At 42.8% G+C, this 25785-nt stretch carries 21 protein-coding genes and 1 other RNA gene; 18 read left to right on the top strand and 4 right to left on the bottom strand.

Annotation, left to right across the window (positions count from 1 at the left end; translation table 11 throughout):
- Positions 1-490 precede the first annotated feature (490 nt).
- A complete protein-coding gene (gene glnA / locus EI162_RS00090) occupies positions 491-1900 on the top strand; it encodes a type I glutamate--ammonia ligase (protein ID WP_192522398.1) in 1410 nt (469 codons plus the stop codon).
- Positions 1901-2090: 190 nt separating this feature from the next.
- A complete protein-coding gene (locus EI162_RS00095; RefSeq protein ID WP_192522399.1) occupies positions 2091-2888 on the top strand; it encodes a DUF4124 domain-containing protein in 798 nt (265 codons plus the stop codon).
- Positions 2889-3023: 135 nt separating this feature from the next.
- On the opposite strand, the gene EI162_RS00100 is transcribed toward EI162_RS00095, so the two are convergent.
- Positions 3024-3740, bottom strand: a complete 717-nt coding sequence (locus EI162_RS00100) for an SIMPL domain-containing protein (RefSeq protein WP_192522400.1) — start codon at positions 3738-3740, stop codon at positions 3024-3026.
- Between the two features lie 360 nt (positions 3741-4100).
- Between EI162_RS00100 and ffs the strand changes: the two genes are divergently transcribed.
- From ffs to EI162_RS00155, 11 genes are all read left to right on the top strand, one after another.
- Positions 4101-4197, top strand: an RNA gene (ffs, locus tag EI162_RS00105) — signal recognition particle sRNA small type.
- Between the two features lie 213 nt (positions 4198-4410).
- Positions 4411-5007 (top strand): LemA family protein, encoded by a 597-nt coding sequence (locus EI162_RS00110; protein ID WP_192522401.1) that lies wholly within the window; start codon positions 4411-4413, stop codon positions 5005-5007.
- Between the two features lie 58 nt (positions 5008-5065).
- On the top strand, positions 5066-8017 hold the full coding sequence (locus EI162_RS00115; protein WP_192522402.1) for a M48 family metalloprotease: 2952 nt from the start codon (positions 5066-5068) through the stop codon (positions 8015-8017).
- A 60-nt stretch (positions 8018-8077) separates the two neighbouring features.
- Complete coding sequence (locus EI162_RS00120) at positions 8078-8977, top strand: hypothetical protein (protein ID WP_192522403.1); 900 nt, start codon at positions 8078-8080, stop codon at positions 8975-8977.
- Between the two features lie 99 nt (positions 8978-9076).
- Entirely contained in the window at positions 9077-10186 is a 1110-nt protein-coding gene (serC, locus tag EI162_RS00125) for a 3-phosphoserine/phosphohydroxythreonine transaminase (RefSeq protein ID WP_192522404.1), read from the top strand.
- A gap of 246 nt (positions 10187-10432) precedes the next feature.
- The gene (locus EI162_RS00130; protein WP_192522449.1) at positions 10433-12265 is read left to right on the top strand and encodes an extracellular solute-binding protein; all 1833 of its coding nucleotides are present in this window, start codon (positions 10433-10435) and stop codon (positions 12263-12265) included.
- A gap of 132 nt (positions 12266-12397) precedes the next feature.
- A complete protein-coding gene (gloB, locus tag EI162_RS00135) occupies positions 12398-13177 on the top strand; it encodes a hydroxyacylglutathione hydrolase (RefSeq protein ID WP_192522405.1) in 780 nt (259 codons plus the stop codon).
- Between the two features lie 42 nt (positions 13178-13219).
- Positions 13220-14287 carry a microcin C ABC transporter permease YejB gene (gene yejB / locus EI162_RS00140; protein WP_101212607.1) on the top strand — a complete coding sequence of 356 codons (1068 nt, stop codon included), beginning with the start codon at positions 13220-13222 and terminating at the stop codon, positions 14285-14287.
- Positions 14287-15369 (top strand): ABC transporter permease, encoded by a 1083-nt coding sequence (locus EI162_RS00145; RefSeq protein ID WP_192522406.1) that lies wholly within the window; start codon positions 14287-14289, stop codon positions 15367-15369. The genes yejB and EI162_RS00145 overlap by 1 nt, the downstream gene beginning before the upstream one ends.
- Positions 15370-15400: 31 nt before the next feature.
- Positions 15401-17083 carry an ABC transporter ATP-binding protein gene (locus tag EI162_RS00150; RefSeq protein WP_225735336.1) on the top strand — a complete coding sequence of 561 codons (1683 nt, stop codon included), beginning with the start codon at positions 15401-15403 and terminating at the stop codon, positions 17081-17083.
- Positions 17084-17297: 214 nt separating this feature from the next.
- The gene (locus EI162_RS00155) at positions 17298-18608 is read left to right on the top strand and encodes an iron-containing alcohol dehydrogenase (protein ID WP_192522407.1); all 1311 of its coding nucleotides are present in this window, start codon (positions 17298-17300) and stop codon (positions 18606-18608) included.
- Positions 18609-18687: 79 nt separating this feature from the next.
- Here EI162_RS00155 and folE read toward each other — a convergent pair whose 3' ends face one another.
- Positions 18688-19284: a GTP cyclohydrolase I FolE gene (gene folE / locus EI162_RS00160; protein WP_192522408.1), complete on the bottom strand. Its 597-nt coding sequence runs from the start codon at positions 19282-19284 to the stop codon at positions 18688-18690.
- Positions 19285-19667: 383 nt separating this feature from the next.
- Between folE and EI162_RS00165 the strand changes: the two genes are divergently transcribed.
- Together EI162_RS00165 and EI162_RS00170 are read left to right on the top strand one after the other, a co-directional pair.
- Positions 19668-20474, top strand: a complete 807-nt coding sequence (locus EI162_RS00165) for an enoyl-ACP reductase (RefSeq protein ID WP_192522409.1) — start codon at positions 19668-19670, stop codon at positions 20472-20474.
- A gap of 111 nt (positions 20475-20585) precedes the next feature.
- Positions 20586-21287, top strand: coding sequence for a YoaK family protein (locus EI162_RS00170; RefSeq protein ID WP_192522410.1), 702 nt, complete (start codon positions 20586-20588; stop codon positions 21285-21287).
- 31 nt (positions 21288-21318) lie between these two features.
- Here the strand turns inward: EI162_RS00170 and EI162_RS00175 are convergent, their stop codons facing one another.
- Entirely contained in the window at positions 21319-21480 is a 162-nt protein-coding gene (locus EI162_RS00175) for a hypothetical protein (RefSeq protein WP_192522411.1), read from the bottom strand.
- Positions 21481-21925: 445 nt separating this feature from the next.
- Between EI162_RS00175 and EI162_RS00180 the strand changes: the two genes are divergently transcribed.
- The 3 genes from EI162_RS00180 to EI162_RS00190 all read left to right on the top strand — a co-directional run bounded on the left by EI162_RS00180 (position 21926) and on the right by EI162_RS00190 (position 25120).
- Positions 21926-23347: an SLC13 family permease gene (locus EI162_RS00180; RefSeq protein ID WP_192522412.1), complete on the top strand. Its 1422-nt coding sequence runs from the start codon at positions 21926-21928 to the stop codon at positions 23345-23347.
- 344 nt (positions 23348-23691) lie between these two features.
- Positions 23692-24711, top strand: coding sequence for an alpha/beta fold hydrolase (locus EI162_RS00185; RefSeq protein WP_225735335.1), 1020 nt, complete (start codon positions 23692-23694; stop codon positions 24709-24711).
- 82 nt (positions 24712-24793) lie between these two features.
- Complete coding sequence (locus EI162_RS00190) at positions 24794-25120, top strand: hypothetical protein (protein WP_192522413.1); 327 nt, start codon at positions 24794-24796, stop codon at positions 25118-25120.
- A 7-nt stretch (positions 25121-25127) separates the two neighbouring features.
- Here the strand turns inward: EI162_RS00190 and EI162_RS00195 are convergent, their stop codons facing one another.
- Complete coding sequence (locus EI162_RS00195) at positions 25128-25640, bottom strand: hypothetical protein (protein ID WP_192522414.1); 513 nt, start codon at positions 25638-25640, stop codon at positions 25128-25130.
- Positions 25641-25785: the final 145 nt, after the last annotated feature.

A 25785-nucleotide genomic window follows, 5' to 3' on the forward strand; every position in this document is an offset into this window, starting at 1 on the left:
TTCACATTTTTATAATTAACCACGTTGATTTTTACTTATAGCAAGGTGTAAAGTTAGGCAGTTTTTATGACAACGAGTACTTTTTAAACGTCGTTATCTTACCACTATTTTGCTGTCTATCAAACGCAGCCTATCATTGCCTATATTTTTATGAGTCAGATTCAATCAGTCTTGATTGTTCAGGTTATGCTGAGTCGTTGCCTGTCTAACCAGTATGAGTGCCAAGTATTACTAGCAGCTATAAAAATATTTACTAATATGCATTTGAAGAGTTCAGCATTATGAGTCAGATGTTGCTAAAATAGCACCTGCATTTATTCGGCGGATTATAATTTACCATTAATTCTGCCGTTAAAAACGAGAAAATACGCCCTAATTTCAGCAACAGATTTCATAGTTTTTAAATAACAGTTAATTCATCGCTTTAAGTATTGACGTTAAACCCTAATCTTTAATCTCAGTAATACGATAACCATAAAGGAAAATATTCATGTCGAATAAACTACTTGATCTCATCGAGTCATCTAATGCCAAATGGGTTGATTTTCGTTTCACGGATACACGTGGCAAAGAGCATCATATGAGCTTTCCGGCGCATAGTGTTGACGAAGAGGTGATGGAAGACGGCAAAATGTTTGACGGCTCATCTATTGCTGGTTGGAAAGGTATTGAAGCCTCGGATATGATTTTGCGCCCTGATCCAGAGACTGCATTTATCGATCCGTTCTTTGATGCGGTCACTGTGGTCGTGACTTGTGACATCATTGAACCATCAACGCTACAAGGCTATGACCGGGATCCACGCTCTATCGCACGCCGTGCTGAAGAGTATTTAAAATCTACCGGTATCGGTGATACGGCTTACTTTGGTCCTGAACCTGAGTTCTTTGTTTTTGACGAAGTTAAATGGTCGATTGATATGTCTGGTGTCAGCCACGAAATTGTCGCTGAAGAAGCAGCATGGTCAACCAATAAAGACTATGAGTGGGGCAACATGGGTCATCGTCCACGTGTCAAAGGTGCTTATGTACCAGTACCACCGGTGGATAGCTCACAAGATATGCGTACGGTTATGTGCGAGCGCATCGAAGATATCGTTGGCGAAGGCTGTATCGAAGTTCATCACCATGAAGTTGCCCCTTGTCAGCTAGAAATCGGTGTTGCTTTTAACACCCTAGTTCGTAAAGCCGATGAAGTACAGCAGCTAAAATATGCCGTTCATAACGTCGCCCATCAGTTTGGTAAAACAGCGACCTTTATGCCAAAGCCAGTCGTTGGTGATAATGGTTCGGGTATGCACGTGCATATTTCTATCTCAAAAGATGGCGTCAATACCTTCTCTGGCGATGAATATGCAGGTCTTTCTGAGACGGCGCTATATTTCATTGGTGGTATCATCAAGCATGCTCGTGCATTGAACGCGATTACCAATCCATCGACCAACAGTTATAAGCGTCTAGTGCCACATTATGAAGCGCCTATTAAGCTTGCGTACTCAGCTTCTAACCGTTCAGCGTCTATCCGTATTCCACACGTCAGCAGCCCAAAAGCGGTCCGTGTCGAATCGCGTTTCCCTGATCCAGCAGCCAATCCGTATCTGGCCTTTGCCGCATTGTTGATGGCAGGTCTTGATGGCATTCAAAACAAAATGCATCCAGGTGAAGCCGCTGATAAGAATTTATATGACTTGCCGCCAGAAGAAGAAGCACTGATTCCAACGGTCGCTGAAAACTTAGAAGTGGCACTGCAAGCCTTAAAAGATGACCATGAGTTTTTATTAAAAGGTGACGTATTCACTAAAGAGATGCTAGAAGCCTATATTGCGCTCAAACAAGAAGAAGTACAGCGTCTAAACGTCACTGTGCATCCCGTTGAGTTTGACTTGTACTATAGCTGCTAATCAGCAATAAAAGCTTTAACCTCTGATTAAGAAAAACCAGTTAAGTAACCCTTAGCTGGTTTTTTTGTTTACTAAAGAGGTTAGCTTGATTAATGAGGTTTTTTGAGGTCATTACTGATTTAATGCTAAAAATACCGCATAATAGTTTTATCTATATATTAATAATCAATACCTATTGGGCTGATTGACTATGACTTTATTATCAAAAAGCAATGTTTTACGTAAAAATCTGACCTTAAGTCTACTCACAGGACTCGTCATTAGCACAGCCAGTCTTTACGCGCCGATGGCAAATGCTGCTGCTATTTATAAAATCGTCGATGAGAAGACAGGTCAAGTTACCTTTACCGATCGTCCGCAGAACTACGAACAACAATCAGGCAAGAAAATTAGTCAGACCAGTGTTATGACTGGGAACGATAGTGTTGGTTCAAACAGTGCTAGCCAAACTGGCAATGCAAATAATCAGCCTGCCAATAGTACCCAAGCGCCGCCTGCACCTGCCGATAAACCATCAGCGGTTAAAGCCCCTGTCAGCTATCAGCTTGCTATTACTGAGCCTAGCGCAGAACGCGCTTATCGTCGTCCAGTTCAAAGTATCGATGTCAATGTCCAACTAAAACCCGCTCTACAAGCAGGTGATAGCGTGAGCATTTACTTAGATGGTAATGAAGTGGCGCAAGGTCTGAGTGTTTCAATTGCCACCGTCGATATTCTACCGGGTGCACACAATATAAAAATAGTGCTTAAAAATGAAAAAGGGCAGCTGCTAAAACAGGTTGAGCGTACCGTTTATGTCATCCAAAATACACAGACGTTGCAAAATAACAAGAAGATTGCGGAACAGCTTTTGGCTTATCAGCGTCTACCATGGTATCAAAAAGTGCTATTAAAAATGCGTCAAGATGGCAAACAACCCAATATGCAATCATTCACTAAGCCGGTTGCTGATAAACCAATGACGCTTGAGCAGCCAGTAATACAATAACTAGTGATAAATAGCGCCAAGTATTGACGGATATAAATCGTAAGATAAAAGCAGTTTATATAAACTAAGGGCAGTCACTGAATGCAGCGACTGCCCTTAGTTTTAAAATCTATTAATGATATTTATCTTCCTAAATTATTTGGTCAACTCAATCGTACCGTTGGCAGTGACTGAAATTGTACTATTACCAGACTCAAAGCTTTGGCTCGGTACAGATGCATCAGCAGACGCAGCTTTCATATTCATAGCACTATACATAGGGCGAGGGTAGTTGCTGCCAGTATTTAGATTGACATTGACGACACGATAGCCGCGTGCATTCCAAGCACGAGTCATGTTTTTAGCTTGTTGTTGAAAAGCACGAGAAGCATCGGTCATCAGTTTTTGCTCTAGCGCATCTTTTTTGGCATCTGAAACCCCAAAGTTTAGATTGTTCATCACTAAGGTTTCTTGCAAATCAGCAATCAGCTGGCTAGTCGCCGCAAAATCAGTGCTTTTTAAGTCTATGCTTGCTTGCCCTGTCCAGCCAATAATTTTATCGTTTTTGTCATAGCGCGGATAGGTACGTTGCTGTCCGGTAGTCACTGTCACGCTTGGGTAGCGCTTGGCGATTTTCATGGCATTATTAATAGAGGTGTTTAACGTAGTAGCAAGCGTTTTGGAGTCCGCTGCCTGCGCTTTTTTGTACATGCTGGCGCGTACTTCATCGTTTGCAACTTCTTCTTTTACTTCTGTTTGAAAAGTAAGTTGGTCATAGCCGGTCGGTTCTGCATGGGCGCTACCCATCATTGCTGTCATTAGGGCAGCCGTACCAGTGGCCAGAGCCGCTTTATTAAGTAGAGTGGTTTTCATCATTGTCTCCTAAGTAAAATGTTACTAAAATATTTAAATGGTATAGTCAGGTTCAGAATAACCTATATACAAGAAAGACGAGTGAGGCCCTAAAAAAAGTATACTGAAGAAGCCTGATACCGTATCCAATTTATATAGGACTGATTATAGAAGCAGTCGATTCTGATTGTATTTATTGGGTGAATCCTAGGGTTTCGAATACCCCTAGTTAATTTAACAAAATTTAGAAAGCTTGCTGTGAGAATTTTGTCATTTAAGTTACAGGCGGATTTATGGAGTTATTTGGCTCATAAAGCAAACAGTTTTAAGATTGGGGTTGTAATAATGAAAAAACCTTGTATAATTTGCAACTGGTGGCTCCATTGGTAGCCTCGCAACATTGTTCTATGAATCCCGCCAGGACCGGAAGGTAGCAACGGTAATAGTTATAATGTGTGCCGAGGATGTGCTTTTGGAGTCGCTTTTTTTTTGCCTAAAATTTGATAATAAAATCTTTTAAATTTTAAAACCCTCATATTGATAATAAGTCCTTCATTATAAAGGGCTTTTTTTTGGTCTACATTTCGTCTGATTTTAAACTTTGAGCCATAAATATGGGTTAAAATACAATGTAGTAACCTTTATTAACACTAATGTTAACTATAAAGACCAAAAATTTTGGGGTTTTATGATGAAAATGTTTATTTGGCTGTTTATTGCCTTTGTAGTGCTGGTGGTTGTATTTGGTGTATCAGTATTCAATAAGTTGGTGCGCGCTCGCAATCAGGCTAAGAACGGCTTTGCCCAGATAGATGTACAGCTAAAACGCCGTCACGATTTGATTCCGAATTTGGTGGAGACCGCCAAGCGCTATTTAGCGCATGAAGAAGAAACATTGACCCGTGTTGTTAGTGCGCGTAATCATGCTCAAAGTCTGCAAGATTCTAGCAAGCATCAGCCCGATTCGCTTGAGCACATGGCGCTGTTTGCCAAAGCAGAGAGTATGTTGTCGAAAGCATTAGGGCAGTTTTCTGCTGTGGTGGAAGCGTATCCTGAGCTAAAAGCGGACAGTATGATTAAAGAGTTAATGGATGAGCTGACCAATACCGAGAATCGCATAGGATTTGCGCGTCAGCATTATAATGATAGCGTGATGTTTTATAATAACGACCGCGAAGTATTCCCGAATAATCTTGTTAGCACGACTTTTGGTTTTCGTCCGCTCAGTCCGTTGGTGTTTGAAGATAGAAAGGCGATTGCACAAGCACCTATCGTCAATATGAGCTAATACTTAACTATATTTATATGTTCAGGCGCATTTAGCACTCTTTAGGTAAGACAAATAGATGGATTTTTTTGGTGCACAGCGTAGCCGTACTCGGCGCAGTCTATTACTGTATGGGTTGTTTTTTCTTATTATATTTGCCCATATTGCGGTGGCACTCGGTGTTATGGCGCTGCTACTGACGATATTTACTGGCGGCATTTATCATTGGGTATTAATACTGGTGGTCATATGGACGCTAGGTAGCTTTGTGATTGGTAGTTTTTTAGAATATGGACGTTTAAAAACAGGTGGTCGTGCTATCGCTCAGCGAGTTGGTGCCGTTCGGTTGTTTATCGATCACAGCCAAGATGCGTGGGAGCACAGCCGCGGGGTTGCCCATCAGCATGAGTCGGTACCAAAGGTTCGTTTTAGTGCCCTTCATATCGCAGTGCGTGACGAACGTGATTTTCCGCCTGTTTACCGCCGTTATTATGAAATTGCTCAGCAGCTAGCTATTGCTTCAGGTTTGAGTATGCCGATTCTGTATGTGCTGCCTGATGAGCAAGGGATTAATGGTTTTGTAGCAGGTCGTCATAGTCAGGATATGGTATTGGTGGTGACCCAAGGCGCGCTTGATAAGCTGTCTGATGAGGCACTATACGGACTCATTGGTCATGAATATGGCCATATATTGCATGGCGATGCCACATTTAATTTACAGTTAATGGTGGTGTTAGCAGGCTTGCAGTTACTCTATGACTGGAGTGATTCCATTAATAATTTTGGCGCTGGTAATCAGAATAACAAGCAGAATTATTTTGATGGCTCTTTCAATGGTGCGGTCAATCAAAAAAACCCTTTGTCTCAGAGAGCTATCGATAGTCAGGCGCGTAGCACTGAAGCGCAGACAGCAAACTTTACCACCCATAGCGAGTGGGTAAGCTATTGGCAGAGTCAGTCGCAAAGCCAAGAGTCTTCAGCTAAGAGTCAATCAAGATGGTTACAACATAATAATAAGTTCGATAGCCAAGCACCGCGTAGTATCTGGGCGTTGTTAATACATGGATTGAGCTTTTCTAGTATGGCCAGTGCGCAGCTGATCAAACATAGCTTTAATCGTGAACGTGAGTTGCTCGCCGATGCAACCAGCGTACAGCTGACGCGCTCGCCGGCGATTATGGAGACCTTAAAAGCCATTCATAAGGATTCGCTGGGTTCGCGCTTAACTGGTATCGCTGATATCAACGGACTTAGTCATTTCTTCTTTGCCAGTAGTGGCGCAGATTTAGGGGATTTGTCGTGGTTTGCCACGCATCCAAGTTTGGCTGAGCGCATGAGTGCTATTAACGGCAATGCTTATCATGATTTTGCTGTACAAGTGGCAAAAGAGAAGCGCATAAATCAACAAAAAATAAAAGAGATACATGAGCAGCGGCGCTTGGGTGATTGGGGTGTGATAACTGCAAATAGCCTAAGCAAAAACAATGTTAATAAAAGCAATGCTAGTAAAGACAATCATACGACGAGTAAAAACGTTGCTAGCAATCCCGATGAAGCTGCTGACAAAGTGGTCACAGCACTTCCTACTGGCGAAATGAGTAGTGACTCAGAAGCAGATGCAGATGACGGGCTTGAGTTTGTCGTAGAGCAAGACGTCGTTATTGATGGGCGTTTGCAGGTAAAGGCAGAAGATATTGGTGCTCATAAGTTGTTAAAGCCTTGGCAAGCAAAACGGGATAGCGACTTACCAGCGAAAGCCTTAATCAGTATCGATGATATACAAAAGGTCTCATTGCCGCAGTATATTCTCAACCATAGTTATCATCCGCTAGGGGCACAGGCTTTGATTGAAGCAGTGCTGCTATGTCATCAAGGGTGCATATTATCAACAACGGCAACTTATGATTTAACTGATATTTGGATTGGGCTGCTTAACGACAGTATATTTGTGACTGATGCCAATAGTGATTCTAAAATAGAAACTAGCAATAACGTACAAATTTTACCGCATACGCTAAACGCTAAGTTGTTAGAAATGCTGGCGAAGCTCGACCGTCGTTTGGACAGTGCTTTAATGATATTGGCGATAAAACAACTGTCTCAGCATGATTTATCTCAGAATGCTATCAATGAATTACGCTTAAAGAGTGATAGCAGCCATAGTCACCAAAGTTACCAGCATTATATTCAGCAAGAAAAATGTCGTAACACACTTAGTCGCTATCAGAAAGGCATGCTTGAGTTATTTGAAAGTGAGCTAACAGCTGATTTAAGCCGGAATTTTGCTGATAACGTAATGGATGAAAAAGGTGATATTGGTAAAATCAAGCCAGTATTCACTCATTCGAATAATAGCAAATTACGAACCCCATCGATTTTAGCATTATGGCAGGCACTGCATTTACAGCAACTTCTACCCGTACTGACTACGATACTAAATGATGAACATTCAAATGAATACCCGTCTTGGCAGCAAAAACTGCAAGCTGGCAGGGGTGATATAGTTGCCCAGCTTGATCCTTCAGGTCAGATTTTTTATCGCCTTAGCGTTGCTGAGCGTTCGATACTGGTTTTATTGGCTTATCGCTTATCAAACGATGGTAATAATACCAGTAATGCCAACTATGTCGTCGACCTGCGCCGCCAAGCGCGCCTGATTGATATTGATTTGACAGCCGTAAGTGAGGCAAATTTACAATGGTTGCTGCTTACCGCCCAAAACTTAAATAGTGTTCAGCTGCTGGCGTTGTTAGAAGCTGTGCCTATCTTTAAGCCCTCTACCTTTAAGCCTTCTACCACAGGTTCTAAGTACGACGATAACATTCAAGAAAAGCAACAAGAGCGACAACAGAGTAGCGGTCAAATAGATTATAATACGACTACCAATAAGCCTTATGCTTATAATGATTACCGGCAATGGCTGAGTACATTGCATACGGCGATGTTACACGATACGATAGTCAGTCAGGATGAATATGATTGTTTAACCTTACTATCAGAGCATTGGTTGCAGGTTCGACAGCTTTTTTAGTATTACTTTTGACATTAAAATTTGTAAAACCATTTAAGATAAATAGGATAGTAGTGTTGTATGAGTGATATCCAAGAACCGCTAGTTATATTGCAGCAGCGTATGCAACAGCGTCAGATTTTAGCGATGATGGGTATTAGTCAGTGGGTACAGCCGAGCTCTGAGACTATTAATATCGCTGATATTTCTGCGCCTACTAATACTGAAGCTGACATTAATACTAACGCTAACACTCAGCCTATTTCATCTGCTATAAGCATTGAACAGCAAAACATCAGCCATCCAAACGTAGAACGTCCAAGTGTTGATACGGCAAACGTTGCCCATTCAAATATAGAGTCTGTGGACACTATATCAGGCATAGTAGATGATGAATCTTCTATTAACCGCTATCATGATGACGCTCATGAGCCAGATTTAAGCTATCCTGACCAACAAAGCCCCGTTACTTATAGCTTTGATACTACGGTCCCAGAGACTTCTAATACAGCCGTTACGCCCCTCATAGATACTGTCGTCCAACAAGCCGCTGTTTCTAATATCGATAACGCTGATAGCTTTAAAGATGATGGTTTTAAGCAGGAAAGCTTTCAAAAAGTAGCGCCATTTGATTTACAAGGTGGTCGCTATGGCGACTGGGTGATTTTGGTTGATATTCAAGCCCTCAATAATGACAGTCAAAAGCTATGGCAAAATATCACGCAAGCGCTATCAATCACTTGTGAGACGACCTCATTTCCTATCTGTGAAGGTATGGATACAGCTGAGCTTGCCAATGCCAGTCTTGCTGGATATGTTTTTAAGATTGGGCGCAGTGAAGATATACAGGTTGCGGCATTAACGCCGTTACCTGAGGGTCTTGAGCATCCCAATCTTACCACTGTGCCCACATTGGATGAGATGCTTGCTGATAGTAGCCTTAAGCGTCAGCTTTGGGAGCAGTTCTCAAGTCAGAGTTAAAGATTTGCCACTTACTATGACATAGATTAAAAATAACGATAAAACTCACCCTTAACCTTTAATAACAACGATGATTTCATCATATTTAGGATAATGATTATGACGACTAAAGCTGCTCCTAACCGTGTACCTAACTTTTCAGCGGGTCCTTCCTCCATACCAACAGCCGTATTAGCACGTGCTCAAGAAGAACTGCTTGATTGGCAAGGGCGCGGTATGTCGGTGATGGAAGTCAGTCACCGTAGTAAAGAGTACGTTGCCATTACCGAAAAAGCTGAAACCAAGTTACGCTCGTTGATGGACATTCCAGATAATTATAAAGTGCTGTTTTTACAGGGCGGCGCCAGCTTACAGTTTTCAGCGATTCCGTTAAACCTATTAAATGGCGGCCGCGCAGATTATCTGACGACCGGTACTTGGTCAGGTAAAGCCATCAAAGAAGCAGATCGATATGCGAAACTTGGTCTTGGTGAAACGAACGTCGTTGCAACAGGCAAAGATAGTAATTTTACTGATGTGCCAGCCCAAAGCGAATGGGCGATTAGCGACGATGCAGTGTATTTTCACTACTGTGCCAATGAAACGATTCATGGCTTACAGATATTTGAGCCGCCACAAGTGGATGCGCCTATTATCGTCGATATGTCTTCTTGCATATTGTCACAGCCAGTCGATGTGTCTAAATTTGGCATGATTTACGCTGGTGCTCAAAAGAACATCGGGCCAGCAGGCTTGGTTATTGTCATTGTTCGTGAAGACTTATTGGGCAAGGCAAGCGAGTGGTGCCCGCTACTGATGAACTATGAACATCAAGCTGATAAAGGGTCGATGTCAAACACGCCAGCGACTTATTCTTGGTATTTAGCAGGACTAGTATTTGATTGGTTAGAAGAGCAGGGCGGCGTTGCTGCTATTGGTAAAATCAACCAGCAAAAAGCCGATTTACTCTATAAAACGATTGATGACAGCAGCTTCTATAGTAATCCCGTTGACCCCAAATATCGCTCTATCATGAACGTGCCGTTTACGTTAGCCGACAGCAGCCTTGATAAAGTGTTTTTAGAAGAGTCAGAGGCGGCGGGCCTCATGAATCTAAAAGGTCACCGCGATGTCGGCGGTATGCGCGCCAGTATTTACAATGCAGTGTCATTAGAGTGGGTACAGCAGTTGGTTGACTTTATGATAGATTTTGAAAAAAAACACGCTTAAGTTAGTACAGGCTTTGAAACAAAAGGCGCAACTTTAAGAGCTGCGTCTTTTTTTATGTCTATTAGCGTTTTTTTAAGTAGCATAATGCGTTATGTAGCATCCTTAACACCGCAAAGCATTAGGTTAAAAAACCTAAGTTTGTTATGATAAAATTTCTTCAATTGCCTATTTTGCCGTCAGTCGCGCATTTTTTATCCAAGTCGGTTTAGAGTAGAAGGTCGTTATGAGGGGTATTACATAGTCATGATGCTAAAAAACACCATACTAAAAGCCGTCTTGCTTGTCATGACTAGCAGCTGGATACCTGTTAGTATCGCAGCGCCAATCACCACGACTGCGCTTGGGCACAATAGTACCACTGAGTATATTGACGTACCATACATGCCCTATGCCAATCCAAAGGCGCCCAAAGGTGGTACGCTTTCATTGGATGCACGCGGCACCTTTAATGCGGCCAATAAATGGATGACCACAGGTGTGGCGATGGTTGGTACGGACTATCTGTATGATACCTTGATGACAGGCTCACTCAATGAAGCCTTTACCATGTATCCGCAGCTGGCAAATAAAGTCACGTATGATCCTGATGATACCAGTTGGATTATTTACCATATTAATCCTGCCGCACGCTTTTGGGATGGCTCGCCGGTGACCAGCAGTGACGTCAAAGCCACTTATGATGCGATATTGAATAAAGGCCCGATGTATATCCGCAGTTATTTAGGCGATATTAAAGACGTTGAGATTATCGATAAGCAGCGGGTAAAGTTTGTTTTTAAGTCTGATGAAAATAAAGAGATTTTATTGACGGTTGGACAGTTTCCTGTCTTTGCCAAGTCCTCTATTGATACTGATTTTGAGAAAATTACCCTGACGCCATTGATGGGTAGTGGGCCTTATAAACTCGGCCGTGTCGATGCCGGACGTGCGGTCAGCTACGTGCGTGATCCCAATTATTGGGGCCGTGATTTGATGGTCAATCGCGGTCGTTATAACTTTGATATGATTAAATTCGTCTATTATCAAAGTGATGAGATTGCTTTTGAGGGTTTTAAATCTGGGCAATATCGTTTCCGTCCGGAAAACAAAGCCTCTAATTGGGCCACCGGTTACAATTTCCCAGCCGTCAAAGCAGGTCTGATTAATAAAGAAACCATCAGCAGCGAAAATCCAGTACCGATGCAGGGTCTGGTGATGAATATGCGCCGGCCACTTTTTCAAGATATTCGCGTCCGTCAAGCATTGAGCAAGGCTTATGACTTTGAATGGATGAACAGAACTTTATTCCATGGGCAGTATGAGCGCTTGCAAAGTTTTTTTCATGGCTCAGAGCTTGCTGCAACTGGTACGCCATCTGCGGCTGAGATGCAGGTATTAAGCCCATTGCTCGCCAAACTTGAACCGAGTCAGCGGCAAGCAGTACTAGACGAATGGCAATTGCCAACCAGCGATGGTAGCGGATTTAATCGTGAAGGATTGTTAAAGGCGCGGCAGCTGTTACTAGATGCGGGTTTTTATTATGATGATATGAAGTTGTATCAACCAAACGGCAAGCTTGCTCAGATTGAGATTTTGATGACAGGCGAAACCATGGGGCGTGTATTATTGCCTTATATCCGTAATCTAAAGCGTTTGGGCTTTGATGCGAGCTTACGTCAAGTCGATGGGCCGCAATATTACGAGCGCATACGCCGTTTTGACTATGATATGGTCGTCGATGTCTTCGCCCAAAGTCTATCACCTGATGCTGAGCAAGTGGGTTTTTGGGGCAGTGCCGCTGCTGATGAAGCAGGTAATCATAATACTATCGGTATTAAAAATCCTGCGATTGACAGTGTTATTAAAAAACTGGGCGACGCTAAAAATCGCGATGAGATCGTCTTATATACGCACGTACTTGATCGCCTGCTACGGGCAGGACATTATTTAGTCCCTTTATACGGCAAACCTAGCACCAATGTTGCCTACTGGAATCAATATCGTCATACTGCAAAACTCCCGACCAATGCTATCGGTATCGATTATTGGTGGACAGATAAAGAAGCAGAAGCTCGCGTTAATCTATACTTAAAGCAATAGTTTAAAATAATGGCTTAAAACAGTTATTTAAAAATTATCATTTAAACCAGTAAATAAAATCGTGTTTCATTTGGTTTTTAAAATTTAATAAAAAACATCAGTAATAAAGACAATCACTGCTAAGGATTTTATATGAGTATTCGTATTCACCCCATTAAAGCGTTCAATGACAACTATATTTGGACACTCATTAATGAAAATAATAAGCAGGCGATTGTCATTGATCCGGGTCAAGCCGAGCCAGTTATCGCCTATTTAGAAGAAAACGGCTTAGAGCTGACGTCCATCTGGACCACACATCATCACCATGATCATATCGGAGGCGTCGCCGAGCTACAAGAATCTTATCCAATGACTCATTTGGTTGCGCATACCGAGCACAATGTCGATGAAGATCAAACTATTAAAGACGGCAGTACGGTCAGTGCTTGGGGCTGTGCCGCGCAAGTATGGGATGTGTCCGGTCACACCGCAAGCCACGTGGCATATATTTTGGATATCGATGGACAGAAGCATTGTTTTTGCGGTGATACCTTGTTTAGTGCCGGTTGCGGACGCGTCTTTACCGGCACGATTGAGCAATTGCATGACAGCTTTAAGCGTTTAAATGGCTTGCCAGCCGAGACATTGCTGTATCCAGCACACGAATATACTGCCAGCAACTTACGCTTTGGTTTGTCTATCGAGCCTGACAATGCGGCGATGCAGCAAGCGCTGGCTCAAGCAGAAGAAAAAACCGCTCAAGGTATCCCGACGCTGCCAGTCACTTTAGAGCATGAACGCGCAATCAATGTGTTTTTGCGTACGCAAGAATCGAGTGTGATCGCTGGTGTTAAGTCTAAGGTAAATATCGATGACGATAAGTCTTTGACCGTATTTGCCGAGTTACGTGAGCTTAAAAATAACTTCTAAATACTAAGTTGTCATCTCTCTTTATTTTAGGAAGCCGTCGTTATGGGTCGTTATATCTTGAAAAGGTTACTGCTGATATTACCGACGCTTTTTTTGATATTACTCGCAAACTTTGTGATTGTACAAGCAGCGCCTGGTGGTCCTGTCGAGCAGCAGCTGGCGCTTATCGAACAAGGCGCAAAAGACAATGTGCTTGGTGGTAATATTGGCGCGGGCAGTGCAGGCAACAACAGCACTTATCAAGGGACACGCGGTTTATCAGAGGAGATGGTGGCGGCGATTAATGCTCAATATGGCTTTGATAAATCGGCACCAGAGCGTTTTTGGCTGATGCTAAAAAATTATGCCCAGTTGGATTTTGGTGAGTCGTTTTTTAAAGGTCAGACGGTGACCGACCTGATTATAGAGAAACTACCCGTATCGATCTCGCTAGGGCTTTGGAGTACGCTGCTGATTTATATGATCGCCATTCCACTCGGGGTTTATAAAGCGATGCATCATGGTTCAGGGATTGATAAAGCAACAGCCATGCTGCTTGCTATCGGCCATGCAATACCCGTTTTTGTATTTGCTGTCATATTACTGGTGTTTTTTGCTGGGGGTAGCTACTGGAACATTTTTCCACTGCAAGGATTAACTTCCGAGAATTTTGATCAATTAAGTGCGCTTGGTAAAGTGAAAGATTACTTTTGGCATCTGGCATTGCCGCTCTTAGCAAGTACCGTTGGTGGTTTTGCTGGCTTGACCTATTTGACCAAGTTTAGTTTTTTGGAAGAGCTGGGTAAGCAATATGTGCTTACCGCGCGAGCAAAAGGTTTGGGCGAACGGCAAGTGTTATACGGTCATGTGTTTCGTAATGCCATGCTGATTATTATTGCTGGTATCCCAGCGGCTATCGTTGGGATTTTCTTTGCCGGTAATTTTCTCATTGAAATTATCTTTAAGCTTGATGGTTTGGGGTTGTTAGGTTTCGAAGCTATTCAGCAGCGTGATTATCCGGTGATATTTGGCACGCTGTTTATCTTTACTTTGCTCGGATTATTATTGCAGTTAATTAGTGATTTGAGTTATCACTTAATTGATCCGCGTATTGATTTTGAGGGGCGCTAATGTCAAGTCATCCATTATCCTCAACGCCCTCAACTGCCTCTTCTATTCCACTAGAAAAAAAACGCCGCCTAAATCCTATTTGGCAGGCACGCCTAAACCGTTTTCGTCACAATCGCCTTGGAGTGATATCGCTATTTATTTTTGCCCTGATATTTGTTATTTGTATGGCAGCCAATGTGATTGCCAATGACAAGCCGCTACTGGTGCAGTATCAAGGTGATTATTATTTTCCCGTACTAAAAGCCTATCCCGAAACGACTTTTGGCGGGGTGTTCGAGACCGAAGCCAACTATAAAGACCCTGCGGTACAAATGCTGATTGATGAGCAGGGCTTTTATATTATGCCGCCCATCCCTTTTGCTGATCAGACACCGAACGTTGAGCTAGGAATTCCATATCCAGCCGCGCCCAATAGCCAAAATTGGCTTGGGACAGATGATTTGGGTCGTGATGTGCTGGCGCGGATACTTTACGGCATGCGGGTATCTTTGTTGTTCGGTCTGGCCTTGACGCTAGCAGGCGCGCTTATTGGTATTATCGTTGGTGCGATACAAGGTTATTATGGTGGTTGGGTAGATTTAGCAGGGCAGCGCTTTATGGAAGTATGGGGCGGTATGCCGCAGCTGTTTATGATTATTATTTTGGTCAGCTTGTTTAGCCCTAGTATTACTATGCTATTTGCCATGATGTTGTTATTTGGTTGGATGGGCTTGGTCGGTTTGGTGCGGGCTGAGTTTTTGCGTGCCCGTAACTTTGACTATGTGCGTGCGGCGCGTAATTTGGGTGTGTCGGACAGTCAAATCATGCTCAGACATATTATGCCCAATGCCTTAGCGTCAAGCTTGTCACAGCTGCCGTTTATATTGACTGCTAATATTATTGCTCTGACGGCATTGGATTTCTTGGGTTATGGTTTGCCGCCTGGGTCGCCGTCGCTCGGCGAGCTGATGGTACAAGGAAAAAACAATCTTGATGCACCTTGGCTTGCGCTATCGGGATTTTTTAGTCTAACCTTTATTTTATCATTGCTAATCTTCGTTGGCGAAGCGCTGCGCGATGCGTTTGATCCGAGGCGTTCCTGATATGAAAACCGATAATATGATAAGCGCTAATATGGCAACTGCTACTGATAAAAATAACCTTTTAGGCGAAAGTCATAGCAATGTAAAAAATAAGCTAATGCTAGCAGTAGATAAACTTAGCATCGTCACTGATGCAAGTGTTGTTCTAGTCGATAAACTATCATATGAGCTGAGACAAGGACAAACCTTGGCCATCGTTGGTGAGTCAGGCTCGGGAAAATCTATCGCCAGTCTGGCGCTATTGGGGCTGTTACCCGATAATTTGAGCATTAGCGGTGAGGTAAAGCTAGCAAGCTCAACAGGGTTGACGGCACTACCAATAACCAATGCCAATGTTAGTGCTAATGCACGTAATGCTGCGCTGCGCTCTATCCGCGGACAGCGTATCGGCATGGTGTTTCAAGAGCCGATGACGGCATTAAACCCGCTACATACCGTTGCCAAGCAAATCGCTGAGTCTCTTCGTCTAAGCGGTGTACCTAAGAAACAATGGCGCGAAAAAAGTATCGCTTTGTTAGCTGATGTTAATATCACTGATCCTACTGATAAACTAGGTCGCTATCCACATGAGCTATCAGGCGGTCAACGCCAGCGCGTAATGATAGCAATGGCGTTGGCGCAACAGCCCGATATTTTAATCGCTGATGAACCAACCACGGCGCTAGATGTGACTTTGCAACATGAAATCCTTAAGCTGTTAGATGATCTTAAGCGTCAGCATAATATGGCGATGGTGCTTATAAGCCATGATTTGAATTTAGTTAGGCGCTACAGTGACGACGTCATCGTCATGCGCCAAGGGCAGACGATTGAGCAAGGGCAGACGGCAGCAGTATTTAACCAGCCTAAAGCCGAATATACCCGCTCGCTGATTCAGCAAGACTTTGGGCAAGCGCTAAACTTTTCTAATGACGAGCAAAGTCAGCAATCAACTGTATTGCAAGTAAATAACCTACAAGTAAAGTTTGCAATTGAAAAAAGCTTGTTTGGCGCAACCAAACGTTGGTTTGATGCAGTAAAAGACGTCGACATGACGTTACAAAAAGGGCATGCGCTGGGTATCGTTGGTGAGTCAGGCTCTGGCAAAACGACGATTGCCCTTGCCTTAAGTCAGTTACTTAGCAATCAAGCACGTGTCAGTGGACAGATAATAATCAATGGACAAGAAGTTACAACCTTGTCAAAACGTGAGCTGCGTCAGTTTCGCTCGCAGATTCAAATGGTATTTCAAGATCCCTTTGCTAGTATCAACCCTCGTATGACAGTGATGCAAATCGTAGAAGAAGGATTGCTAGTACAAGGCGTTGATAAGGTAGCACGCCAGCAGGCGGTAATGGACAGTCTTGCTACCGTGCATTTGCCAGCTGATTTTTCCCAGCGTTATCCGCATGAGCTCTCAGGTGGTCAACGTCAACGTGTGGCATTGGCGCGTGCCCTGATTATGCGGCCAAGTCTATTGATATTAGATGAGCCGACTTCGGCGCTTGATAGCACCACCCAGGTGACTGTCGTCAACTTGCTACGAGAAATTCAACAAAAATTGCAAATCAGTTATGTCTTCATCAGTCATGATTTAAAAGTAGTGCGCGCCTTATGTCAGTATATTATGGTGCTCAAAGACGGAATGTGTGTTGAGTCTGGGCGTACTGAAGATGTTTTTAATAACCCGCAGCATCCCTATGCTCAGCAATTATTGCAGGCGAGTATGCTTTAGCTTATACAGACAGCGACAGCCTTAAATAATCAGAACATAGCAGTTCATAGTAATCACAACATCCTAAAAAAGACGGTGATACAATAAGTTAAACAGACGTTCACTTTAGTTAAATGCATAAATTTGTTTAATTTTTAGTTAAAGAGCAGTTTAAATCGCTGCTTTAAATGGTTGCCATTGCTATTATTACCGTCATTAAAAAGGATTTTTACCCATGAAAAAACACAATAGTATCTCTAAGCTAGTAAGCAATAACCCGTTGCAATATGCCGGTTATTTAGCAGTTGCCAAAACTCGCGCCAAAGTACTAAAAGCATTTGCTTACGTTGTACCTATTAGAAGACCGATGTTATTTGTCGGTGAGAGCTCTTGCGATGAGCTATGCGATATGGCCATTAATGAAGGTAGTAGCAATGTGTTTATCGTCACTGACGCCGTGCTCAATAAGCTTGGTATACCCGCTAAAATTACTGATTACTTAGACAAAAAAAATATTAGCTATACCGTCTATGATGGTATTACCCCAGACCCTACTTTTCAGGTTGTCGAAGAGGGATTACGTAAATCTGTAGAGGCTAAGTGCGATTCGATCATAGCTATCGGTGGTGGCTCGGTGATTGATGCCGCCAAGATGATTGCCATGTCTCAAGGCAATAACTGCAAGCCAAAACAACTTATGGGTATTCTTAAAGCCAGAAAGCCTTCTGTACCGTTATATTGTGTGCCTACGACTGCGGGTACTGGCTCAGAAGCAACGCTTGGCGCAGTTGTATCAGACGACAAAACTCATCAAAAATCCCTGTCTATCGACCCCAAAATGGTGCCACTAGCGGCGGCGATTGACCCTGTGATTATGAAAGGCATGCCTGCGCATATTACCGCTGATACCGGTATCGATGTCTTAACCCATGCGTTAGAGGCATGGATGAGTGCCAATGCTAGTGTCGAGACTGATTATTATGCTGCCTCTGCTGCCAAATCTGTCATGCAAAACTTACCGCTGGTTTATAAAGATGGCGGCAATCTTAAAGCCAGAGAAGAGATGGGTATCGCCGCTCATTACGGCGGGATAGCCTTTAACAAAGCTGGTCTCGGTTATGTCCATGCCATCGCTCACCAGTTAGGGGCTTACTACCATATTCCACATGGTCGTGCCAATGCCATCGTGCTGCCATATGTCCTCGATGTAAATCGTAAAGCCACTAAAAAACGCTTAGCTGAATTGGCTAGAAAAACGGGCATGGTACAAGTAGGTCAGGCTAGCAGTAGTGATAGCGATATAACTGATCATCTAATCGCCCAAGTACGCGATTTGATAGCAAGCTTAAATATCGATCCAATGGTTAAAGGGATGCAGAGCAGTGATTTTGATAACATTGCTAAAGCAGCGGCAAAAGAAGTCAGTGACACCTATGCCGTGCCAACGTATCTATCCGCATCTGAAATTAAAGGTATCCTAACGAAGATTAAGCAGGCTAGTGATGAGTATGCGGGTAGTGAGTCTAAGAGTGATAAAGTCGCTTAGCCATAATAAAAAAGTCACTAAAAGAAAAAGCACCTTACTTTCATAGTAAGGTGCTTTTTTATGTTTCTAAACAGCTAAATTAAAATGCTGGACGGCGTTTTGGCACAGCGTCTAAAAACTCATTACGTGCTTGGTTGTCGTGTACATACTCACCTAACATCGCTGTACTGCGCGTGGTCGAATGCTGTTTGTTGACACCGCGCATCATCATGCACATGTGCGCTGCATCCATGACGACCGCTACACCGCGGCAGCCAGTCACATCCATAATCGTTTGCGCCACTTGTTCGCTTAAATTCTCTTGAATTTGTAAGCGACGAGCAAACATATCGACGATACGGGCGAATTTTGATAGCCCTAAGACTTGACCATTTGGTAAATAGCCAATGTGCGCGACACCATGAAACGGCAACATATGATGCTCGCATAATGAATAAAATTCAATGTTTTGCACCAAGACCAATTCACGATTGGTCGATGGGAAGACCGCATCATTGACGACTTCATCCAAGCTTTGATGATAACCCTGAGTCAAGTGAGCAAAGGCTTTTGCTGCACGCATTGGGGTTTCTTCTAAGCCTGGGCGCTGTAGGTCTTCGCCAGTCGAGGTAATAAGCTGGCGATAGGACTCGATGCTTTCTTGATAATCTGATGTTATTGTTGGGGTATTGCTCATAAGTTTGGCAGCCATCCAAAATGTGGGTGTAGCTTAACGCTAAATCCTTAATTACAAACAACGCTTGTAAAGGATTTTTATAAAAATTGTGCAAGCTGGAGGGTTGTGATTATACTTGAAAATAGCTCAACTTCATACCGTTATGGATAAACCCTTTCAGCTAATTAAAGTAATACTGTCTGAATATTTGTATATATAAAATACCATTTAGAGTGATACAAGAAAGTATCATTAATGAACGACAGGGCTCTGTTTAGGTAGCTATAGTTTACGACTGTTTACTTAAACTGATTCGTGTATAATATAGCAACTTTTATATTTTTATTTGCCATTTTTATACCGGCTCATTTTACCGAGTTTTAACCGTTCAACAAGGAAATATTATGCTACTACAAGGACAACGCTTTGTCGTCACCGGCATCGCCAGCAAACTTTCTATTGCCTGGGCAATCGCTGAAGCCTTACATCGTGAAGGCGCATCGCTGATTCTTACCTATCCCAATGATAAAATCAAAAAACGTGTGGATATGGCCGCGGAAAAGTTCGAAGCAGATTTAGTTCTTGAGTGTGACGTGGCGTCTGATGAGTCGATTGCTGCATGTTTTGAGCAAGTCACTGCCCATTGGGGTGATGGTATCGATGGGGTGGTACACGCAATTGGCTTTGCACCGATGGATCAGCTGGATGGGGATTTCGTCAACGCAACGACCCGTGAAGGTAGCCAAATTGCTCATGACATCTCAAGCTATAGCTTTGTGGCATTAGCAAAAGCCTCACGTGAGTTGTTGGCAATGCGCCACGGCTCGATGCTGACCTTGACTTATGAAGGTAGTATTTCAGTCTTGCCAAATTACAACGTCATGGGTATGGCAAAAGCCAGTCTTGAAGCGAGCGTGCGCTATCTTGCTACTTCTATGGGCGGTGAAGGGATTCGTGTCAATGCGATTTCTGCTGGTCCTATCCGTACGCTTGCTGCCAGTGGTATCAAGTCATTCCGTAAAATGCTTGATGTCAGTGAAAAAATTGCCCCGCTACAGCGTAATATTACCCAAACTGAAGTAGGCAATGCTGCCCTTTTCTTACTATCACCTTGGGCGTCTGGTATCACTGGCGAGATTATGTTCGTTGATGCAGGTTTTAATACCGTTGCTATTAGCGAGCAATTAATGATGCTTGATGAACAGAAATAATTAAAGGTATTTCTCAATAATGTATATTGAGAAATAAGGAAGACAGCCAATCGGTTGTCTTTTTTAGTTATACTATGGGCTTTTTTGGTGATGAGCCTTTAGGCGACAAATATGATAACCAGACTACCAAGATGGATATTGTGGGGCGGCGCCGTGCTGGCGTTTAGTGCAGGCTGCGTCAATACAGCCGCATTGATGGGTTTTACCAACTTATCTGTCTCTCATGTGACGGGCAATGTGAGCTTGTTTGCCGCGGCGGTTGCTTATCTAGATGCTCGTAGTATCTTGTTTATTGGTGCGATATTGCTGTCTTTTTTGGCAGGGGCAATATTGAGCGGTTTTGTCATTGGTCAGACGTCATTGACACTAGGCAGGCGTTACGGTAATGCTCTTTATATTGAAGCAGGTTTATTATTGCTCAGCTATTGGTTATATCAGCAGCACGATTATCTAGGGCAGTTGGCTGCCGCGATGGCTTGTGGGTTGCAGAATGCGATGGTCGCGACTTATAGCGGTGCAGTGATTCGTACCACACACTTGACCGGACTGACCTCGGATATGGGCGCGGCCATCGGTAATTGGCTGGCAGGTCGTTCGATTAGCAAGCCGACATTAGGCTTTCAAGCGATTATTTGGTACTGCTTTTGCGGTGGTAGTACGGTCGGTGCGTTTTTATATGCCAAAGTGGGCTATGGCGCGTTGTTTTTACCCATTACTATTGTTCTCACTGCCGCCTTTGTTTATAACTATGTGTCAGACAATCTGCCAGAAAAAAGACAACCGAGAAAACGTAAAGAGCGCTCATCTAATTGATGAGCGCTCTTAAGTTTGTTGGCTAAGTAGATTACTTATCATCTTCCTTATGGTCCTCGTGTTCGTGCATGCCTTGCATCATATCCAGTGCAGAGTCATCAGTACGCTGCTGGTCCTGTTTGGACAGTCCATCTTGATTGATATCTTTTCGTGCCATTTTAGTAGTCGAGTCGGTTTTGTTTGAATCTGTCATAAAGTGCTCCTGTTTGTTTTTATTAACCTTCCAATAAAAGCGCCAATAAAATATGCTTGCTGTACATTTTATCCTACGCATTTTATTACGCGTCTTATACTGGTGTTTAGTTTTTTACTGATTTAGTATGGAATAGCACCATGACGTTGTACAGATACGATGTGCGCTTGTTTAGTGACGTTGTGTAACTATGCATCACAATGGTTGCTACTACCTAACGATGGATAATTATAAGAGTATACTCAGAATAGTAAGTTGTTAAATTTAAAGCACTACTAAAAGCATGGCTCAGTATGGGTTTGCAAAAGACTTTGCCAAATGATTTTTCTGCTATATATCTATTATGATAGCGGCGTATCTTTTTGGGTTGATGGCTAAATGATCACTAAAACACGTCGGTATATATAAGTTTCTTCCCCTGTCTTTAAGGAAATAAGGACATTTTATGTCAGAGCAAAAGCTAGATAGCCATCTACCTGATGATGGCAATGAGTATTTATTTACCGATACCTTTCCGAAGGGCACAGGTAAAGGGTTGATCGTTGTTGCCGTTGCAGCGATTATTAGTATGATCATCTACAACGTATTACCGTTCGATATCAATGCCAATAAAGGCTTGGCGATGTTGTTCTTTATCGGCGTGTTGTGGCTAACGGAAGCAGTACATGTGACCATCACCGCGCTCTTAGTGGTCGTGGTTGGTGCATTGATTGGCATTCCAGAGTTTGATGCCAAAATAGGCTTGCAGAGCTTTGCCAGTCCGACGATTTATTTATTCTTTGGTGGTTTTGCTCTGGCAGCGGCGTTGCACGTGCAGCAATTAGACAAGAAAATTGCCCTAAAAATACTATCGATGTCAGGCGGCAAGCTAGGCACGGCGGTATTTTTGATATTTGGGGTGACAGCGTTTTTGTCAATGTGGATATCGAACACTGCCACAGCGGCTATGATGTTGCCGTTAGCACTCGGTATCTTGACCCAAGTTGACCGTGAAAAAGATCGCGGCACTTTTGTGTTTGTACTACTGGGTATTGCTTACTCAGCAAGTCTTGGTGGCTTAGGAACTATCGTTGGTTCACCGCCCAACGCCATCGCTGCAAAAGCGCTTAATATCGCTTTTGTTGATTGGATGAAGTTTGGTGTACCGATGATGTTGGTGTTACTACCATTATTGCTCGGTGCGATGTATCTGTTCCTAAAGCCCAACCTAAATCGTAAAATTGTCATGGTTGAAGACGAGCCTATCGCTTGGAATAAACCGCGTGTGGTGACGATTATCGTCTTTATTATCACCGCATTAAGCTGGATATTTTCTAAAAAAATTGGTGCCGCGCTTGATATTACTGATACTGATGCGATTATTGCCTTATCAGCCGCAGCGGCAGTAGTCAGTCTGGGTTTGGTGTCATGGAAACAGGTCTCTGATAACACCGATTGGGGCGTACTCATGTTATTCGGTGGCGGTATTGCGCTATCGACGGTTTTAAAGGTATCAGGAGCTTCCTTGGTACTTGGTGAGACGGTGGCCAATGCATTATCATCTGCACCACTCATCATTGTGATGATTGCCATATCGGCATTTATTATATTTTTGACGGAGTTTGCTTCTAATACGGCTTCTGCTGCACTATTGGTGCCAGTGTTCGCCGCGATTGCTGAACAAATGGGATTGCCACATGAGGTGTTGGTATTGGTCATCGGTATCGGTGCGTCGTGTGCCTTTATGCTACCCGTTGCCACACCGCCAAACGCCATTGTGTTTGGTACTGGGCTCATTAAGCAGTCAGAGATGATCCGTACAGGTGTCATTTTGAATATTATTGCCACAGTTGTAGTAGGGCTGTGGGCGTATTTCTTCTTAATATAGCTTAGCAACCCCAATAGTTGTGATTAACAATAACCCGATATTTAAGTGATCCTTGAATATCGGGTTTTTCATTTACTAATAACTATAATGCCTGTATAAAAGACGTATCGTTTGTTATCTTGCAGCTATGAGCACTCGAATCGGCTTTAGCAATATAGGCAATTCTAAATAAAATAGATACGTTGGCAAGTTGGTAACCACGTGCTACTGTTATAAATTTTTCTTATTTGCGGTTCGCAAGCGTGACAGAGGCTACGAAAAATCTACTCCAGTAGCACTCGCATTGGTTTTAAAGTGAATCAGCCATAGTAAGTAACGTCATCTCATTAAACGGATTTAATAAATTGGCACAATGGCTCGTAAAAGCAATCATTTATTTACTCATCGCTATGATGGCGCTACTGGTTGCTCTCGTAGCCTTTTATTGGGCGCCTGATCGTAGCGTGGCTGAACTCAAGCAATGGCAATTGCCTAACAGCGAGTTTATAGACGTGCAAGGGATGCAGGCTCATGTTGTACGGTCAGATAAATGTGATGTGTATCGTAGCCAAACCACAATCGATAAAGCAGTTAACACTGGAGCATCGCTACCGGAAGCGTTGGTTTTATTACATGGGACATCAGCAAGTTTGCATACGTGGCAAGGCTGGACGAAAGCATTAAGTGCTAACTATTGTGTCGTTAGTATGGATTTGCCTGGTTTTGGTTTAACAGGCCCATATACCGATGCGACGACAAAGTATAGTAGCGCTAATTACGCTAAATTTGTCATGCAAGTGCTCGATCATCTCAACCTAAATCAAGTGACAAAAGTGACATTGGCAGGTAATTCTTTAGGGGGTAAAGTCGCTTGGCGTACAGCGGCTCTATATCCTGAGCGCATTGATAAACTGATCCTAGTTGATGCCGTTGGCTATCCAGCGACGCCCAAGCAGGTGCCAATGGGCTTTAAACTAGCGAAATATCCAGCGTTGACGCCTATTTTAACCCGGATACTGCCGCGAGATGTGGTCAAAAAAAGTGTGCTAAGTGTGTATGCTGATGATAGCAAAGTCGATGAAGCGTTGGTTGATCGATATTATGATTTGACGCTGCGCCAAGGCAACCGCCAAGCATTGAATCGTCGTCTACAAGAGACAGATAGTACCAGTAACCAAGCGCAAATAAAAAAGTTGAATTTGCCAACCTTAATCATTTGGGGCGTACAAGATGATTTGATTCCCGTCGAAAATGCGACGCTTTTTCATAAAGATATTGCCAATAGTCAGCTTAAGATATTTGATAATTTAGGGCATGTGCCACATGAAGAGGATCCTATCGCCACTGTTAACGTGGTCAAAGACTTTTTAGCACAAACCGAGTAGGGTTGTCGACTATTGATAGTAATTTTTTATGGCAGCTATGTCGGTTATCTAAGTATTAACAATCTAAGGAAGGGGTTATAGTATGGCTTTAAATATGTATTACAAAAACGGCATGATTCGTAAAATACACTGCCAAATCACTGATGATTTAGTGCCCACCCTTTATCAGGTTCATGATAGTGCTAAGTTTCCACAATTAACGTGGCTAATCGATAATCTGTATGAAAATCCGCAGATTCAACCTGCTATCGCTCGCGCATTAGCTGATGAGATGGTAGCGTTTGAGACCTTAATACTTTCGCTGCATCTGCCTTTTCCTAGGATACCTCTAAAAAATATGCAGACTTTCTTTACTGGAGCTGCTACTAGTCAACAGGTTGTATTCGTTCAAAGTGAGCACACATCCTAGTCTTTTCTTAATGGTCTGCGCAATATTGGCCATATTGCGATAGGCTATAATCGTTAATATTTTTACTATCGCACCAGACCTGTCTTAATGCTGGCAATTGCATTATGTCTATCTGTCTATGAAAACCTTGCGCGTTAAGCTGTCTATAATTATGGCCTCGCTCTAGTATACCGTTTGAGTATAAAGAAAAACTAGCAACCATGGTTTCAGTGTGGCTGTATAGCTTGACAGAGACAGCATTTATACTTTCTTTACCGCCTATATTCTCACGCCATTTTCCATAACTTTGGCTATTGATATCATTGGTGATGGCTTCGACGGTTTTAGGATGATGCTTTATAGTATAAACCTTAGTATCGTTGGAATAAGGGTATTTGATTTCAACTTTAATGATGTGTTGATAAATTGCTCTTTGGGTTAGTACTACTTGGTTTGATAAAGAGTATACAACGCATACTAAAACAATAAATCCAATAACAATGGGTATCGACTTTATAGCCAACCTATTTAATTTAGACATATAAAACCTTCTTTATGATATAAGTCTTATTGAATTGATGGTTTCTTCAATAGAGTATGATTTAAGCATATCGATCAAAGTCAGTAATAGTGTATCAGATGATTTTATATATCGGACGCTAACGTCGGTATTAGAAACACCACAA

Origin of the sequence: Psychrobacter sp. FME6 (assembly GCF_014861365.1) — a bacterium.
Taxonomy (GTDB): Bacteria; Pseudomonadota; Gammaproteobacteria; order Pseudomonadales; family Moraxellaceae; genus Psychrobacter.